Here is a 16165-nt window from a genome sequence, read left to right as displayed (position 1 = left end):
TTATGCGCCCCGTTCCAACTTCGCAAGACGTTGATGCACGCGGTCTACCCGCCGAGTCAGTTGGCGGACCAATGCGGACAACTGCTGCACCGCACGAATCAGCACGGGAATCAGTTGGATGTACTCGACGGCGGCGTACCGCTTGCCTCGGAACAGCACCGACTTTTTACGCACCGCTTCGGGGATGATTGGCGCGAGCTGTTCGGCGATCACGAAGCAACGGCGGCGCCCGTCGCTTTGGAAGTCGCTTTTGTATTGGCCGACCTTGACCCGGATACGCTCGATTTCAGCCAGGCCATAGGGCAGGGCCTGCAAATCGGTTTTCAGGTGGCGCGACGAGCCCGTGTTCAAGCCGCCCGGCATAGAAACCGAGGCTTCATTAAAGCTGTAGTTGGTCCCGTCCCAATACAGATAGCGGTTCAAGCTGGCGTTGAGGAAGATCACGCCGGTACCGTCGCCACGGTCTGCGGTTACGTCACGAAAGCTCACGTTGTCCCGACGCACCGCGTAGCGCGTGTCCAGCGTGCTTTCGTGCAAGTGGCAACGCTCCCAGGCAGTCCACGTTCCGCCCGACTTCTGTCGCCGCCAGAGGTTGCGAAAGTTGGACGCGAACGTCCAGACGGTTTGTGTCTGCCAATCGCTGTTGTGCTGAACAACTTCGCCGATGAACCACTCGCCCGCGATAGGGGCGTTCGCCGCGCCTGACGCCATGTACCAACCGTTTTCCGTCGCGGTGTTCCAATCGCCAATAGTCTTTCCGACGCCACCCAGGCGGCCGGAGATATCCGTGCCGTCGTGTTGGTGGGCCTTGTTGGCGCGGCTGTCCAAAGCGGGTTGCAGGCCGTTCACGTCGGCGATGGCGTGTGTATGCGCCAGCGGCTTATAGGCGTCGGGGCGGCCGGTGACTTCTTCGAACGTCGGCCAGCGCCGCGCGGTATCGGGCACCCCGTCCAGTTCGGCCCAGGCGTGGCGATGTGCCTTCGGGGTGAAGTCACTCGGTACGTTGGTGAGATTTCCGAAATCGCGGTAGAACGCGCCGTGTTCGCCGTCGAGCTTGTCGGCATCCAAGTTATTGCCGTGGCCCTCGTTGCGCACCGACGCGGAACCCAGGCCCAGCGATCCGCGCAGGGCCACCGCGGTTGCCGCTGCCAACAGCGTTTTTACAAATGCGCTCGGGGCGTTCTCGCCCAGGCGTGCGTCTACCAATGCTTTGCCGCCGAACGGCGTCAGGGCGCGCGTGTGGTCTGTGCCGGCGATGGCCTCGACACGGTCGGCAATCTCTACAACACCTTGCACGGTCTCGGTCGCAGGCGGGTTCAACCAGTACGTGTCACCAAACACCAGCGTCGTCGCGTCGATCCTTTGGAAGCGCACGTCGGCGGTCAGCAGCATGGACGCGGCCGCGCTCTTGTCCAGGATCACGCCGGGTTGGCTGTAGATGGCAAACAACGTGCCGTCGCTCAGATACAGACCGAACGCGCGATAGGCGTACTGGCCCGGGCCGTCGTCGCGGATGGACAGGTGCAACGTGTCCTTAGCGACTGCGACACCGCCGAAGCTGGTCAGGCGCATGAACTCGCCGGGAAGGGCGGTCATGTCCTCGGTGCTGGTGAAGGTCGCAGCGCTCAGGCCGATATGCGTCACGGTGACCGGGTTTGTCCCGGTGTTGGTGCGATTTACCAACGCTCGATAGCCGGCGCTGGTAACAGTGATGAAAAGTCCGCTCACGAGGTTGCGTTGTCCTTGGGTTCGATGGCTTGGAACTGCAAGCGGCGATGCACGGCGACGCGGGCCGCAGCGGCGACGCCAACGCCGCCGACGGCATAGGCGCCTTGCGTGAAAGTGAAGTGCGACCGCACGGGTTTCGTTCGCGCGATTTCCGCGATCACGTCCGCCACAAACTCTTTGGTGGCGACCTGTCCGGCTTCGCCGGAGACGGTCAACTGCACGTCGAACGTGTGCGGCGGCCCCTTGGGCTCCATCTGCCACCATTCGCGCAACACCACTGCGCCGCCGAACGCGGACACCACGTCGCGCACGCTCTGCGCCGTGCCCTTGCGGCGCTGAATCTCTGTTGCGGTGCGAACACGGGCGCGCTTCACGTGTTCGGACCAATACGGCTTCCAAGAATCTATCGATCGATCCCAGGCCAGCCACGGCAGGAACGCAAGCGGACACCGATCCGGGTCGCGTATCTCGCGCAGCGGAATCGGAACCTCTGTAACTGCCGCGTTGGTGGCTTCTAGGGCGCGTTGGAATGCGGTTGCGTTCGGCGGTAGCAGGCTATTCATCGACGCCGCCAACGGCGATATCCACGGCCGTGCAGTTCGTGGCTTGGGTCCGATCGATCACGATATCGGCCGCAGGCGAGTGCAGTTCGACGCGCTGCACGCCTTCGGAGTGCAGGACGGAGAACAGGCCCGAGCGCGGAACGTCGCGGCCGAGTCGGTGCGACTCTTCGATGTAGCGACGCAGCCGTTTGACGGATTCGTCGATGACCAATGACGAATCGGGGCCGGCGTAGGTGTAGACCGTGGCGCGTACTTCGAACGGCACGATGCGCGCCGACTGCACTTTGACGTAATCGGTCAGCGGCCGAATGCGGTCATCGGTCAACACGCGTTCAACCGCACTCACTAAGGCAGGCGATGCGGTGCCATCGCCGCGACGCGCCAGGACGGTGACCAGCACCTCACCGGGCGCCGGGCTGGTCGCGCTCGCGTCCAATACGTCCGGGTCTGCGCTGAGCGCATGGAAGATGTAGGCGCCTTCCGGGCCGGCGACCGAGAAACCTTCCGGCGCCAGCTGAATGCGGCGGCGAAAGTCCGCATCGCTTTCGAAGATGGGCGGGATGCCGCGCGATGGGTCGCCGGGATCGAGCATGTAACGCGTGATGTTGTCGCGTGCGCCGATGTGGTCAAGATCGGTCCCTGTTGCATAAGCGAGCATTCCGCCTTTCGCGGCGTCGTTGACGCGCTGGCGGAACACCAATTCGCGATAAGCGCTTTCCTGCAAATGGATGATCGACGGATCGGATTCTGTGAGCCCGTCGAAGTCCGGAAACAGCTCGCGGAATTTCGCGATGCGCTTCGCCAGGATCGTTTCGTAATCCAGCGGTTCCACCAGCGCGGGCGGCGGAAGACGCGACAGATCGACGGCGGTAAAAGTGGACATGGCGGACCCGGTAGAAACTCGGGTCAGATTCGCGCGCGCACGTCGATGGGCCTACGAAGTGCCTTTGTGTAAGCGGGTTTTACCGTCTCACCGGGTGCGACGTGCGGGCGTAGACTGCGGGCGTCGAGCCTTGAGGGCGCAACCATGCGCAACCCACCTAGAAACCCCTACCTCGACCATGATTTGATCGAGCTTGCGGCCCAGTGCATGCAGCGTTCGCGCGAACTGAAAGAGCGGGTGCAGCGAACGCCAGAACAGCGCGCCGCGTTGGCCGACGATACCGCCTTCTTATTGACCGCCGCCGGCTCCGCGCTGGACTCAAGCGAGTACATGCCGGGAAATCCCGAATACGCATCCCGGAGTGAGGGCCGTATTTCGACAACGGAATTCATGCGGTGGCATCTGCGCCACATCCATAACTCCCGCTATCGGACTTATCTGCGAGCGTTGGACCTAGCGGCGGGCAAGAGCCGCGAAGCGTGGCGCGTTGATGTTCTCATCGACGGCAATAAGCCCGACGCGCTGGCCGTGGAAAGTGATGAAGGGTTACGCGCTGTGCTTGACGAGCTAGCGAAGCTACCCCGTTGGGGCTATCGACGGCGCGGTTAAATGGATGTTGTGGTCGGAGCTATTGGTCATGCTGTCTAAAGAGCAATGGAGAGAACAAATTGCTCAGGTCTACATCGCTGAAGATCTCTGGTTCCGCACCAGCCACTCGGGAAACAGATGGCGAAGGTATCTGGTGGATAGTCAGCTCAATTTCATCCCGCCGGTCATCAAGCAAAGATAGCGCGTGACTGAGCTCTGTCATAGAAATGTTTGAGTGACGCGCGAGCCGTTTCAGTGCACGTCCATAGTCATCTAATTCGGATAGGGACTCCGTCTGATAACTCATTGATGAGGTGTGTTCAATCTGGTATCGAATTCCGTCAGCGACATCCAATTTTGCATGATCGCTAAGCAACCCATCCGCCGCGTCTACAGCTGCCGCCATTTGAGTCAGCTCCTCGCCGCTTAAGCCTTCCTGCAAGAAGCGAATCAATGTTTTCTCTAGCACCGCCAATAGCTTCTTGCGGTCAGGAAGTGAATCATATTCTGCTTCTGAAAGATCTAGAAAAATATTCGTCATATCTTCCAGGTCTCGCCACGACCGAAATGGCTCTGCTGGGTTTTCGGCATACGCTAGTGCTGAGGCTGCCAAAGATTTTTCGCCGGTAACCAGCCACCATTCAAGTATCACGCGAATTCTCTCGGCGTTTTGAAGGTCGCGTGTCTCTAGTGAGTTAGGATCTTGATGGCTCTGCCTGAAAAGAGGAATGCTTCGGAATGATTCAGCGACTGGCACCAAAGACAATACCAATTGCCTGTGCTGGCCATCACCCAAGTCGATGGCTTGAGCGTGCCTCCAGAGATTTCTCGCCCAGCGCGCCGATTGCGCGGTTGGTGCGATGGTGCGGAGCAATGCAAAATCGCTCAGATAGTCGGATAAGTAGTCGCGAAGCGAAGGGTTGACGAACGAAGCGCTGCGACCTGTGAGAGCGATGAATCCGCCCTCTAGAATTCTAATGGACTCAACGAAATCTTTGGGCGTAGAAGACAGCCGGTGCTTTTCACATAGGACCGCGTGAAGTGCGTCGTAAGCAATGCGCAGGTCATCAAGGTCCGCGCCGTACTGTTGCATAAAGAAAAGTGCAATTAAGAGGTGCTGACAGTGCGGCTTGAGGTGCGTGCGGAACGCGGTATCCCAAAGATTATGGGGGTTGTCGAGGGCGCCCATAAAGGTGCCAACATATTCATCTGGCGCCACGTTCTGAAGACGATTCACATCCGTCATCCACTCAATGACACGAGGATTGTAATTCGGATGATCGATGATGCTGGGCAATTCTCCGCTGAGGATCAAGGCTTGCACGAACGATAGCGGCGTGCTTCGGGCCAGCAAGTGGTTGTATAGGATGCGCGCCCTAATTCGGCGTGTATATATTCCCACGTCCAGGATGTATTTGTTCATATCTAGCTGCGGATCGGCTAAATGATCTGACAACCTTCTGGCTTCTTCGAAGATGTAGGCGCGAGTGGTCATGATGAAGCGCGCGTTACCAGTGGAGCGGATTTTGCGAATGAATCTAGCCAGTTCGGAGTCTTTTGCAGCGAGGGTCTTCGGATCTAGGGCGATTTGGCCTAGAAAGTCATCGAAGTAGTAGACGCGGTGTCGTGAATCGTTCAGAGCGCTAAAACCATCGTCAAGGCTGCGAATGGGTATGTACTCCCAGTCTTTCCCGATATAGCTATAGGAAAGCATCTCGGCCAGCGTAGACTTCCCCACTCCTGGCGGCCCAGAAATGATCAAAACATGGTGCTTCTCAAGCTTGTCGAAAGATTCGTTGAAGCTCGGATTAGGCACGTAGACCTTAACCTTTTCCTCCATTTCCTCGCGGGATTGTGCGGCAAAGTCGTAGTGCACGGAACGAATGATGCGATCTAATACCGCAGCACTCGATAGCCATAATTTGATGTGACTTTTTTCTATGCTCGGGTAACGTCGAAGCATGGCATTGAGATCTTCAGGCCCCAGGATATCCGCTGATTGCTTAAGCTTGGTGCCAATAATCTCTGCGAGTTCAATTTTATTCGCAGGTGTAAGCGGGCATGAGGTGACGAGTAGGTAACGGTCCGCGATTAAACAGTCGATAGTCGCGCGCGCGCGCCTCATCTCGGATTTTAATTGTGAGAAGCTTGAGCCGGCGTAGTGTTTGGCTTGCAAAATAGTGGTCTGCCCACCCATGGCGTGGCGACCATCTATTCCTCCATCAGGGCCTGGACAGAAGCCCTCAAAGTTAAGCGAGAGAGCCTCACCCACCAAGTCGCGGGTCAAGTCTTCAAAGTCTGCGTATGAAAGCGTTTTGAAGTCGTACATTGTTTGAGGCTTTCTTGGTTCGGGGGGGCGGTTGGAAACGAATCTAGCAGCAATCCGAATATAAAGTTTACCGCCTGGAGGTCGCGAACTACTTCCACCGTTTGAGCGATCGATCACTTATAGATGCTCTGCTGTCATCTCGGCAAGGGTGCTGTCTGGCTTAGGTGATTAAGTAGCCAACTCTGGACTAGTTCTCGGTCTTTTTCATTGAAGCCGAGCAGTTGCCGGCGGGCGTAGCGGATAGAGGCACCACCGCGCTTCGCGATGTCGATGCCACCCTCTTGGTGAACGCGGGCGATGCGGGCTACGCGTCCGGCGTATCCGACGCGCAACCCGTCCGCGTTGCTGGTCGCTCGCAGATGGCGGGCCATGCGGATGCGTCGAAACATGGCGCCGCGACGAATGCGGCCGGCACGGTCCTCTCGCTGCGGCTTGCGCGGTGCGTAGACGCTGCCGTCCGGGTTGCGTTGCTGCGCGATGCGGCGTTGTTGCGACCGCCGTAGATCAACAGCTAGCGCTTGTAGCAGTTTGCTGCGAGCGGATGGGGCCAGCGCCGCAATCAGCGGCGTCGCCCACGTTTCCAATTGCTCAAGATCGTTCACGGCACCATGCCGAAGTTGCACCACGACTCAGGGTCGAACTTCGGCTCGGGCCACGGCGTAATACGGTCCTCGCCGTTCTGCAGGACGAGCACGCCGATTCGTTCGGTTAGCGGTAAACGAATCTCCACGTCGGCGCGCTCATGGTCGATCACGTCCACCTCAAACGCGATATCGCCGCGCCGGTCGGGATTGGCGAGCAATTCGTTTTGATGCAGTGCGGCCCAGCGCAACACCGCCAGAAAGAGGCGATTGGCATCGCCGACGAAATCCACCAGCACCAGCGACAGCCGATAACGCAGTTCGAATGACTCGCTCGTTTGCGCGGTGCTGATTAGGCTTCCTTCCTCCACGAACACCAGCAGGCTTTCGGGGTTGCGTTGCAGTTCTGGAATCGCCTTTGCGAGATGGGCGCGCAAACTGGCCGGCTTGTTCATGGATTGCGCAGGCGCAGCAGTTCGCGCACGTAGTCCTGCAAGCCGATTACTTGCTCGGCGTTGGCGTGACAGGTGGCGTAGTTGTCGGCGACGGCGCCGGCAACGTCAGAGAGCGCAACGCCAGCGGCGGGCGCATCAGGATTTCCGGTGCTTGGGGTGGTGGGTTGGTTCGCTGCGGCGGCGTCATGCAGGCGCACAAACCCAACAGGCACAGTGCAAGCAGCGTCGGCGGTCGGAGTGACATAGATGGGGATTTCCTTGGTGATGATTTGGGCGTTGGCGCGCACGACCTGCACGCGGTCCACGTAACGCACCACAACGCGCTCATGGGCCAACGCCAGATCGCGGGCGTCCTCGGCCTCGCGGCGGGCGTCCTCGGCCGCGCTGGCGCGTTCCTCGGCCGCGTGGCGGCGTCCGTTCTCGATATGGACGAAACCGCCGACCAGGGCGACCAGCACCAGCAGCAGCGCTAGCGCACGGGTCATGCGGCCAGCCCGAACGCGGCCAGGGCGCGTTTGGTGCGCGCCGCGCGGTCTACCCAGCCGTTCGGCAGGCGGCGGGTATCGGTGCGGCCCAGGTTGAGTTTGCGACTCACGCCGAGCGTGTCGTTTTCGTCGGCCAGGATGTTGAGGCCACGACCGCGCCAGTAGGCCGCCGCGATATCGGCGCCGACTTCCACGCCGGTTGCAAGGTCGGGTTGCGCTTCCAACGGCAGGCCCAGTAATTCGCCGATCCAGCGGTAATTTGCGCGCCCGGTCAGATGCACCGGGCTACGGCCTCGGAAACGATAGCCGTCGCCGCTGGACTCGTTGCGGTTGCCGTTGCTCGACGCATACACGCGATTGCCGATGCGTTCGGGCTGGCCCGCGTACTGCGCGGCCGTGGCTGGGTTGAAATGGTCTTCGAAGACTTCCAGCAGGCGCGAGGCCGAGTAATTGAGGTTTTCTTCCAGGCGCGACAGGCCGGCGCTTTCGTGCCCGAGCTGGGCCAGGAAGTGCGCGGCGCGGCGTGGCGTGGTGATGCCTTGTCGGTGCATGGCGCGCAGTAGCGGCGACAGCCATCGCACGGCGCGGGCGGGCGGGCATTGAACGGCGGCGGCCAGTTGGGTTTCAGTGAACATGACGGCGGGGACTCCGAATCGACAGACGGGACGCGCGGGGGTGTCCGTGGGCGATGTAGCGCCACCACGGGCACGGCGCTTGCAGCGCCAGGAAGATGCACAGGGCGCAGCGCAAGACGCGCTCAGACGGAAAGGCAATCGCCAGCCACGGCGGCCACATGACCGCGGCGCCCGCGCAGGACACGACCGCGACCAGGGCAAACAGGCGCAGGGCGAACCGCAGGACCGCGCCCAGGTCGGCGCGATCGATCGAGCGCCAACCGCCCGCGCCGTAGGCGGCGAGGTTTTGGGCGAAGATCAGTCGCAGTTCGTCGCGCAGATCGGCGCCGGTCGGCGTGTCCTTGAGCATCGCCAGGGCGGTCAACAGAGCGACCAGGGCGCACAGCCAATCGAACAGGATCATTCCGGCTTGCCTCCGATAACGCGTTTCAACCGCTCGGCCAATGCCTCGCCAATGACCGGGATCAGGGATTGCGAAAAAAACGCGATCAGCAGCGCGAGCGCGGGCGCGACGGATTGCAGGAAGTCCAGGCCGGGGAACGTCGGCACAACGATGGCAATGCAAGCCGATACGGCGGCATAGGCGAGTGCCAGGCCATACAGCCGTTTACGGGTGCCTCCGGGACGGCTGGCGAGCAAACCGCAGGCCACGCCGGTAAACGCCATGCACAGCACCGCAGCCGGCACGCCGACGTGTGCGAGTGGCGAAGTCCAGGCGATCACGCCCAACGATGAGGACGCGGCGGCCGTGCCGGTCAGTGCGGGAATGGACAACAGGGGTTCGGTCGGTGGCGTCATGCGGTCGATCAGTCCCAAAGTTGGATGAGGGTTTGGTGGGCCGGCGTGGTGGCGACGGGCGGCAACAGATCCACGGCGGTGCCATGCGGCAGGATCGGCCCCAGGTCGGCTAGGGCGGGATTGGCGATGAGCGCGGCCTCTACAACGCCCGCCGTGCGTCCCAGGACGCGCCAGCACAGCGCGTCCAGGGTCTCGCCCTGCGCGGCGTAGACGCGCATCAGATGAGTTCCACGACCGAACGCGTCGCGCCCGTGATATCGCTCACGGCCCACGACGCGTTGCGGCGCCAGTTGCCCGCGTGGTCCTGCGCGTCCTCGGTGCGACGCTCGCCGCTGCCGGTGCTGTCGAAGTCGGGATAGCGTTCCATCACGTCCGCTTTGAGCAGGCAGGCGACGGCGCGGCGGTACAGCACCAACAGCCGCGATTCGCCGTTGATGCGTCTGGATGGGACCGCAGCGAGCGAGGGATAGCCGGCGCCCTCGTTGCCGGCGCGAAACTCGCGCAGGCGCGCATTGATCGACATGGCGGCGTAGAGCGCCAGTTCGCGCAAGCGTTCGCCGGTCACGGTGCCGTCAATTCTGCCGATCTCCCGCAGGTTCGACAGCGACAAGTCGGGGAACCAATCCTCGTTGGTCAGGGTGTCGCGTTCGGGTGCGGTGGTGTCCGGTGCGACGGCGATAAAAGCGCTCATGCAGTGTCCAGGTAAAAACGGCGGTGGGGGGCGAGCGATTGGGGAGAGAGGTCCGCACGCTCGCCCCGCCGCCGTGCGCGCGGGTGGGCGACTCGGTAGAGCCAGGGATGGGCCGAGACGGCGGGCGGATTACGCGGGTGCGGATTCCGGCCCGCCGCTCTCGGCTTGGCGCAAAGCGGGATCGGGCTTGTTCAAAGCGCGGTCGAGACGTTCGATTTCCTTTTTGACGCCTACGCGGTCGTGCAACTGCAAGGCGCGGCGCAGATGGTCGCGGGCAATCTCGGCCCAGCCGCGCGGGGCACCGGAATAGGGCGCCTCGCCGGCCTTCGCCATGTAGCCGATGCCGAGCGCCTTATGCAGCTTGGCGCGCACTTCGTCGGGCATGTCCTTATCGCGGGTCAGTTCCTCGGCCTGCGACAACACCCCGAGCGAAAACGCCGCGCCGCCCGCCTGCGCGATCAACGCCGCGTCGGCGATTTGCTCGGCGATGACGGTTGCGGTCGTGCGCTGGTACGTGTCGGGCATCGCCAGATCGAACCGCAACGCATAGTCGGCGATGCGCAGCGCATCGGCGTAATTGCCCGCGTCGATGTGCCAGACCAGGACGAACATCAACACCGCGTCTTGGCCGCCACGCCCACTACTCAACACGCCTTCGATCCACGGTGCGTACTCGGGCAGCAGCTTGCGTTTGACTTCGATCTTTCGTTCTACCGACTGAACGAGCTTCAGGCGTCGGCGGTCCTCGGCGAGCTTCATCAACATGAGTTCGTAGGCACTGGCGTTGATCGGCTCGCCGGGGTCCGCCGAAGCCGAAGCCTCGGCGGCCGATACGCGTTCGAAGTGATGGCGTGCGAGCGTCATCGCTTACTTCGCCGGGACAATCTGGATGTTCTCGATAAGGCAACCGGCCGCATAGTCCTCGACCACATAGGCGTCGTTGGACGATTCGTAATTCTCGATCCGGTCGCGCTTTGCGTTGTCGGTGATCGTGCGGCGGCGCGAACCTTCCTGCCAGTAGATCGAAAGATTGTCCAAGCGGGTGATAAAGATCGAGTTCGGCGGGAAGTACGGCACGCGCACCGCGCCGTGATCGCCGATGCGCTTCTGACTCACGATCATATCGGCCGCTAATTTCTCGGTCGGCACGTTCTGGTTGAGTAACGGAAAATACTTGTCGGCCAGCAAGCGACGGCCGCAGATCGCGACCAGCCCGGCATCTTCCTGCCACCACGGCGCAATGAGGTTGTTGACGGCATCGAACACCAATGCGTCAAGGTTGCCGTAATCGGCGTTGTCGCCGCCGATCAGGATCGCGCCGCCTGCCTTACCCTTGTTCAACACGCGGGCGGAAGCGTTCTCGCGGTACTTCTGCAACCAACCCTTGTTCACGTCCTGCAAGAGCGGGTTCTTAACACGATCCGAGTTCGCGACGCGATCAACGCCATTGAAGCCGATAATCATGCGGTCCAACGCCTGCCGCTGGAGCAAGCTATTGCGCACGCGGGCTTGGAAGTCCTTGAACTTTGCCCAGGCGTCCAGCTTGGAATACTTAATGTGGGTATCGCTGTTGGTCTTGGTGCATTCGTAGCCGGTGGCGTCGATGCCGGTCGGGTCGGCGGTCTCGCGGTCCTTCTCGTCGGTGTTGGTCGTGCTGGCGACCGGCTCGCCGATGCCGAGCCCGAGCTTTTCGCCCTTGATCTCATCAACCGGCTGGATGTTCACGGACTGAAGGAATACCGAACTTTCCTGCATTCGGTTCTCCATCGTCTGTTGCACACTCGGCGCCACGGCGAATTGTTCGGTGGCGCTCTCCGCGTCGTTGACGGTCGCGACTTGAGCGGTGTAATCGTTGAACTTCTTGCGGGTATTCTTAAGCATTTGATAAGGACTCGAAAAAAGGGGAAGGCGCCGCGCGGCGGATTAGCAGTCGGTGAAGGCGTCGGCGTCGGCGCCGGTCGCGGTCGGCCGGGTCGGCTCGCCGTTTGGCGTCACGTCGAGCAGTTCCCGAAACGCTTTGAGTTCGCGTTCGGTGTCCGAGCGATAGCAGTCGAATTCCTGCCGTAGTGCCTGCGCGTCGCGGTTGCGCTCACCGATGGCGGTTGATGCATCGGCAGTGGCCTGCGCGATTTGCTCGACGGCGCTATGCACGTCGGCGAACCGCGCATCGTCGGTGCGGCTCTTGATACCGAGCAGTGAGCGAACTTTGTTGAACAACGTTTCGCCGGGCGCTGCGGGTTGTTCGGCCTCTTCATCAAATGCAAACTCAATGGGTTCGGCGACGGTAAACACAGAGTTGGCGCTGAACTTTCGCGAGGCGTAGGGATGACCGCCGGGGTTGGTAGCGGCGAACGTCAACATTTCGGTGCCCAGGCTCGCGGGGCTGTCGGTGACGGCCAGTCCGGTGAGATAGGCGCGGCCGGTGCTGGCGAAATCGGGCTCGATTTCGATAGAGGAATAAAGCTTCTGTTTCTTCTTGTTGAGCGCGACCAACGAAGTCGTGGGCTGAATCTGGGCGAACAGTGCGAGTTTGCGTTCGCCGTTGATCTCGACCATTTCGGTTTTGAGCGCCAGCACGTCGCCATACGCACCGAAGGGGGATTCGGGACTGACCGAGCGAATGTGTTCCATCCACACACGCGCGGCATAGGTCTCGCGGTTGTAGGTGGCGGCCGCGTCGAGCAGCCACGAACGTTCGATTACACGTCGGTCGCACGTGTTGCCCTCGACAGCGACGCGGTAAAACTTGACTTGCTTTGCCACCAGAGAACCCCGAACGAGTGTTGTTTCGATGGGGTTATGGTCGATCCCGGCGATGGCTCGCAGCAACGCAACGCACGCGTGTAAAGCGCATACACGCGGCGTAACGTTGCAAGCTTAGTGCGCGCGCGAACTAGCTTGCGTGCATGCTTTCATTCACGCCTGCGCCCAACATCGATCACCGCCGCAGTGCCCGCGCTCTGTACTGGCAGGGCTGGCGCATTACCGATATCGCGAAGTTCTACGCGCTTGCGCGAACCACGGTCGAAAGCTGGAAACAGCGTGACAAATGGGATGACGCATCGCCGATTGAGCGCTTGGAATCCTCGATTGAAGCGCGTGTGGTGCAGCTCGTCCACAAAGACCCGAAGACCGGCGCCGACTACAAAGAAATCGACCTGCTGTGCCGCCAGATCGAGCGCACGGCGCGAGTGCGCCGTTACAGCGAGCCGGGAGGGCACGAAGGCGACTTGAATCCAAACATCGCGAACCGAAATGCAAAGCCGAAGCGCAAGCCGGTGCGTAACGCGTTCAGCGAGGAGCAGCAAGCCAAGCTGATTTCGTCGTTTGACGATCAGCTATTCGGCTATCAACGGCACTGGCGCAAGAACGCATTCGGCGAGCGCATCCGAAACATCCTCAAGTCGCGCCAAATCGGCGCCACGTTCTATTTCGCGCGTGAGGCGTTGGTCGATGCGTTGGAGACCGGGCGGAATCAAATCTTCCTGTCGGCCAGCAAGGCGCAGGCGCACGTGTTCAAGCAGTACATTGCGCAGTTCGCGCAGACCGTCGATGTAGACCTGACCGGCGACCCCATCATTCTGCCGAACGGTGCGACGCTGTATTTCCTTGGCACCAACGTGCGGACGGCGCAGAGCTATCACGGCAATCTGTACTTTGACGAATACTTTTGGACGCATCAGTTCGAAGAATTGCGCAAGGTTGCGGCCGGCATGGCGCTGCATAAGCACTGGCGGCAAACGTATTTCTCTACGCCGTCAAGCGTCACGCATCAAGCCTATGCGTTCTGGACGGGCGCCCACTTCAATAAAGGGCGCAGGAAAGAGGATCGGGTAAAGGTTGACGTATCGCACGAAGCGCTGCGCGACGGTCGCATGTGCGCGGATGGTCAGTGGCGGCAAATCGTCACGATTGAGGACGCGCTACGCCAAGGGTGCAACCTTTTCGATCTTGATCAACTGCGCTTGGAGTACAGCCCGGACGAATGGGCAAACTTGCTTATGTGCGAGTTCGTGGACGACACGCTGTCGGTGTTCCCGCTCGCAGAGATGCAGCGCTGTTTTGTCGATTCGTGGAGCGTGTGGGACGACTTCAAGCCGTTCGCGCTGCGACCGCTCGGCCATCGTGAGGTATGGGTCGGCTACGACCCAGCATTGACCGGCGATAGCGCCGGTCTGGTCGTGGTCGCGCCGCCGCTGGTGCCGGGCGGAAAATTCCGCCTGCTGGAAAAGCACCAATGGCGCGGTATGGATTTCAAGACCCAGGCCGAACGCATCCGCAAGATTACGCAGCAATACAACGTGACCTATATCGGCGTGGACGCAACCGGCGTTGGCGCGGGTGTGTTCCCGCTGGTGCGCGACTTCTTCCCCAGCGTCCGCAACATCACGTATTCGGTGGAGATCAAAACCCGAATGGTGTTGAAGGCGAAGGATGTGATTTCTAGCGGGCGTTTGGAGTTTGACGCGGCGTGGACTGATATCGCGCAGGCGTTCATGTCGATCCGCAAGACCCTCACCGCGACCGGCCGGCAAGCCACCTACGAAGCCAGCCGCAGCGACGACATAGGTCACGCCGATTTGGCATGGGCCGTGATGCACGCGCTGGACAACGAACCCTTAGAGGGCATGACCGCCCGCCATCGTTCCATTGTGGAGATTATTTAATGAGTGCTGTTGCGCCTGCGGAAACGCAAATCACTACGAAGGCCAAGGCGCAAGCCTTTAGCTTCGGCGAGCCGGTGCCCGTGCTGGACAAGCGCGGTTTGTTGGAGCATCTGGAATGCGTACGCGCTGGCAAGTGGTACGAACCCCCGGTGTCGCTGGACGGGCTCGCGCGGGCGTTTCGGTCGAGCCCGCATCACGCGTCCGCCATGTACACGAAGTGCAACATCTTGGTGTCCACGTTCGTACCGCATCGCTTGCTCAGTGGCGATCAGTTCGAAAAGCTGGCGCTAGACACCATTGCTCTCGGTAATGGCTACCTAGAGCGGCGGGACGCGCGGAGCCGCAAGCCCCTGGCGCTGAAACATGCGCTCGCGAAGTTCGTTCGGCGCGGTGTGGACGATGGTCAATACTTTTTCGTGCGCGGCTGGGAAGATGAACACGAATTCGCGCCCGACAGTGTCTTTCACATCATGGAGCCGGATATCAATCAAGAGATTTACGGCGTGCCGCAGTACGTGAGTGCATTGCAATCGGCGCTGTTGAACGAGTCGGCGACGTTGTTCCGGCGCAAGTATTACCTTAACGGCAGTCACGCCGGCTTCATCATGTACGTCAACGATGCGGCGCAGGATCAGGCCGACATCGATGCGATGCGTAACGCATTGCGCGATGCAAAGGGCGTCGGCAACTTCCGAAATCTGTTCCTGTACTCGCCGAACGGTAAGAAAGACGGTGTGCAGGTTATTCCTATCAGCGAAGTCGCGGCGAAAGACGAATTTCTAGGCATCAAGGGCGCGACGCGAGATGACGTTCTCGCCGCGCATCGCGTGCCGCCGCAGTTGCTTGGCATCGTGCCGAACAACACGGGCGGCTTTGGCGACGTGGAGAAGGCGGCACGGGTATTCGCACGAAATGAGTTGTTGCCGCTGCAAACCCGCTTCCAGCGCATCAATGATTGGTTGGGTGAGGAAGTCGTTCGCTTCATTCCGTACAAGCTGGGCGATTAATCATGGTGCATGACTCACGTAGCCAAAGATGACGATAAACGGTATTGAAGTTCCACGAAAACCCGATCAAGCTCACATAGTACCCATCAACAATCGGAGCGGTTATGCGTTGGATCGCAGGAGCTTTTGTTACCGTCGCGCTTGCGATGGTATCTGCAAGTGGGGTGATCTTCTTCTGCAAGCTCGGTAAGTCGTACAGTGAAATTGCTGTAAATGATATGGCTAATTTCGGAACCTATTTTGGCGGTGTGGCCGGCCCTCTTCTTGCGTTTCTAACGGTCGCCGGACTAGCGCTGACAATGATGATGCAGAATCGCCAACTTGAGCAGGTCGCGGAAGCGAATCTCAAGGATCAGCATATCCGAATGTTGATCGAGATCGGGCACGACATTGCAGCAATGGAAGTGCAGCACATAGATGGAAATATCACTCTTGGGAACGTCTTAAATGAAGGTGGGCAATTAGGGCGAGGCAACGTTGGCGCTCTCAGAAAGCTACTTCCGCGATACGTCAAAGTCCTTGGGCTCTACGCGAAGAGCGTCGCGCTGTACAGGGTGAATATTTCGCCGGACTTTGATTGCAAAGCGTTCGAGCAACGAGGGTTGCGTTTGTTAGATCGCGTTGAGCCACATGCAGAATACTTAGGTCAAATGGGCGGGCCCGCCCTCGCAACTATTCGTGGGCATCTTGAAAACACTTTGCGAACATCCGAATCAGCAGACACCAACTGAAGGTTGATGATCGCGGTACCTATC

The 16165-nt window shown here is 60.4% G+C and carries 19 protein-coding genes; 4 read left to right on the top strand and 15 right to left on the bottom strand.

Annotated elements, in window-relative coordinates; genetic code table 11:
• The 3 genes from LG3211_RS16205 to LG3211_RS16195 are packed head-to-tail and all read right to left on the bottom strand — an operon-like array spanning position 1 to position 3174.
• Positions 1-1728, bottom strand: coding sequence for a tail fiber domain-containing protein (locus tag LG3211_RS16205; protein ID WP_148648962.1), 1728 nt, complete (start codon positions 1726-1728; stop codon positions 1-3).
• Positions 1725-2291, bottom strand: coding sequence for a phage tail protein I (locus tag LG3211_RS16200; protein ID WP_057943739.1), 567 nt, complete (start codon positions 2289-2291; stop codon positions 1725-1727). Before LG3211_RS16200 ends, LG3211_RS16205 begins: the two co-directional genes overlap by 4 nt.
• Positions 2284-3174: a baseplate assembly protein gene (locus tag LG3211_RS16195; RefSeq protein WP_057943738.1), complete on the bottom strand. Its 891-nt coding sequence runs from the start codon at positions 3172-3174 to the stop codon at positions 2284-2286. Before LG3211_RS16195 ends, LG3211_RS16200 begins: the two co-directional genes overlap by 8 nt.
• Before the next feature lie 144 nt (positions 3175-3318).
• On the opposite strand from LG3211_RS16195, the gene LG3211_RS16190 reads away from it, so the two are divergent.
• A complete protein-coding gene (locus LG3211_RS16190) occupies positions 3319-3783 on the top strand; it encodes a hypothetical protein (RefSeq protein WP_148648961.1) in 465 nt (154 codons plus the stop codon).
• A 19-nt stretch (positions 3784-3802) separates the two neighbouring features.
• Here the strand turns inward: LG3211_RS16190 and LG3211_RS16185 are convergent, their stop codons facing one another.
• The 12 genes from LG3211_RS16185 to LG3211_RS16130 all read right to left on the bottom strand — a co-directional run bounded on the left by LG3211_RS16185 (position 3803) and on the right by LG3211_RS16130 (position 12565).
• Positions 3803-6091 carry an nSTAND3 domain-containing NTPase gene (locus LG3211_RS16185; protein WP_148648960.1) on the bottom strand — a complete coding sequence of 763 codons (2289 nt, stop codon included), beginning with the start codon at positions 6089-6091 and terminating at the stop codon, positions 3803-3805.
• Positions 6092-6225: 134 nt separating this feature from the next.
• Positions 6226-6693 (bottom strand): phage virion morphogenesis protein, encoded by a 468-nt coding sequence (locus LG3211_RS24950; protein WP_083512586.1) that lies wholly within the window; start codon positions 6691-6693, stop codon positions 6226-6228.
• Entirely contained in the window at positions 6690-7127 is a 438-nt protein-coding gene (locus tag LG3211_RS16175; RefSeq protein WP_057943734.1) for a phage tail protein, read from the bottom strand. The genes LG3211_RS24950 and LG3211_RS16175 overlap by 4 nt, the downstream gene beginning before the upstream one ends.
• Positions 7124-7612 (bottom strand): hypothetical protein, encoded by a 489-nt coding sequence (locus tag LG3211_RS16170; RefSeq protein WP_057943733.1) that lies wholly within the window; start codon positions 7610-7612, stop codon positions 7124-7126. Before LG3211_RS16170 ends, LG3211_RS16175 begins: the two co-directional genes overlap by 4 nt.
• Positions 7609-8247: a glycoside hydrolase family 19 protein gene (locus tag LG3211_RS16165; protein ID WP_057943732.1), complete on the bottom strand. Its 639-nt coding sequence runs from the start codon at positions 8245-8247 to the stop codon at positions 7609-7611. Before LG3211_RS16165 ends, LG3211_RS16170 begins: the two co-directional genes overlap by 4 nt.
• Positions 8237-8650 (bottom strand): hypothetical protein, encoded by a 414-nt coding sequence (locus tag LG3211_RS16160; protein ID WP_057943731.1) that lies wholly within the window; start codon positions 8648-8650, stop codon positions 8237-8239. Before LG3211_RS16160 ends, LG3211_RS16165 begins: the two co-directional genes overlap by 11 nt.
• Entirely contained in the window at positions 8647-9045 is a 399-nt protein-coding gene (locus LG3211_RS16155) for a hypothetical protein (protein WP_148648959.1), read from the bottom strand. The genes LG3211_RS16160 and LG3211_RS16155 overlap by 4 nt, the downstream gene beginning before the upstream one ends.
• Before the next feature lie 8 nt (positions 9046-9053).
• Complete coding sequence (locus tag LG3211_RS16150) at positions 9054-9263, bottom strand: tail protein X (RefSeq protein ID WP_057943729.1); 210 nt, start codon at positions 9261-9263, stop codon at positions 9054-9056.
• Positions 9263-9736, bottom strand: a complete 474-nt coding sequence (locus tag LG3211_RS16145) for a head completion/stabilization protein (RefSeq protein ID WP_057943728.1) — start codon at positions 9734-9736, stop codon at positions 9263-9265. The genes LG3211_RS16150 and LG3211_RS16145 overlap by 1 nt, the downstream gene beginning before the upstream one ends.
• A gap of 129 nt (positions 9737-9865) precedes the next feature.
• Complete coding sequence (gene gpM / locus LG3211_RS16140; RefSeq protein WP_222837512.1) at positions 9866-10495, bottom strand: phage terminase small subunit; 630 nt, start codon at positions 10493-10495, stop codon at positions 9866-9868.
• A gap of 108 nt (positions 10496-10603) precedes the next feature.
• Positions 10604-11617 carry a phage major capsid protein, P2 family gene (locus tag LG3211_RS16135; protein ID WP_057943726.1) on the bottom strand — a complete coding sequence of 338 codons (1014 nt, stop codon included), beginning with the start codon at positions 11615-11617 and terminating at the stop codon, positions 10604-10606.
• A 42-nt stretch (positions 11618-11659) separates the two neighbouring features.
• Positions 11660-12565: a GPO family capsid scaffolding protein gene (locus LG3211_RS16130; protein WP_237049771.1), complete on the bottom strand. Its 906-nt coding sequence runs from the start codon at positions 12563-12565 to the stop codon at positions 11660-11662.
• A 77-nt stretch (positions 12566-12642) separates the two neighbouring features.
• On the opposite strand from LG3211_RS16130, the gene LG3211_RS16125 reads away from it, so the two are divergent.
• The 3 genes from LG3211_RS16125 to LG3211_RS25830 all read left to right on the top strand — a co-directional run bounded on the left by LG3211_RS16125 (position 12643) and on the right by LG3211_RS25830 (position 16141).
• Positions 12643-14403 (top strand): terminase ATPase subunit family protein, encoded by a 1761-nt coding sequence (locus LG3211_RS16125; protein ID WP_057943724.1) that lies wholly within the window; start codon positions 12643-12645, stop codon positions 14401-14403.
• Positions 14403-15410 carry a phage portal protein gene (locus tag LG3211_RS16120; RefSeq protein WP_057943723.1) on the top strand — a complete coding sequence of 336 codons (1008 nt, stop codon included), beginning with the start codon at positions 14403-14405 and terminating at the stop codon, positions 15408-15410. Before LG3211_RS16125 ends, LG3211_RS16120 begins: the two co-directional genes overlap by 1 nt.
• Before the next feature lie 104 nt (positions 15411-15514).
• Entirely contained in the window at positions 15515-16141 is a 627-nt protein-coding gene (locus LG3211_RS25830; protein ID WP_148648958.1) for a hypothetical protein, read from the top strand.
• Positions 16142-16165 lie beyond the last annotated feature (24 nt).

It is taken from the genome of Lysobacter gummosus, assembly GCF_001442805.1.
Classification (GTDB): Bacteria; Pseudomonadota; Gammaproteobacteria; order Xanthomonadales; family Xanthomonadaceae; genus Lysobacter; species Lysobacter gummosus.
The sequence above is the reverse complement of the archived record's forward strand: the minus strand, read 5'-3'. Positions and strand labels throughout refer to the sequence as shown.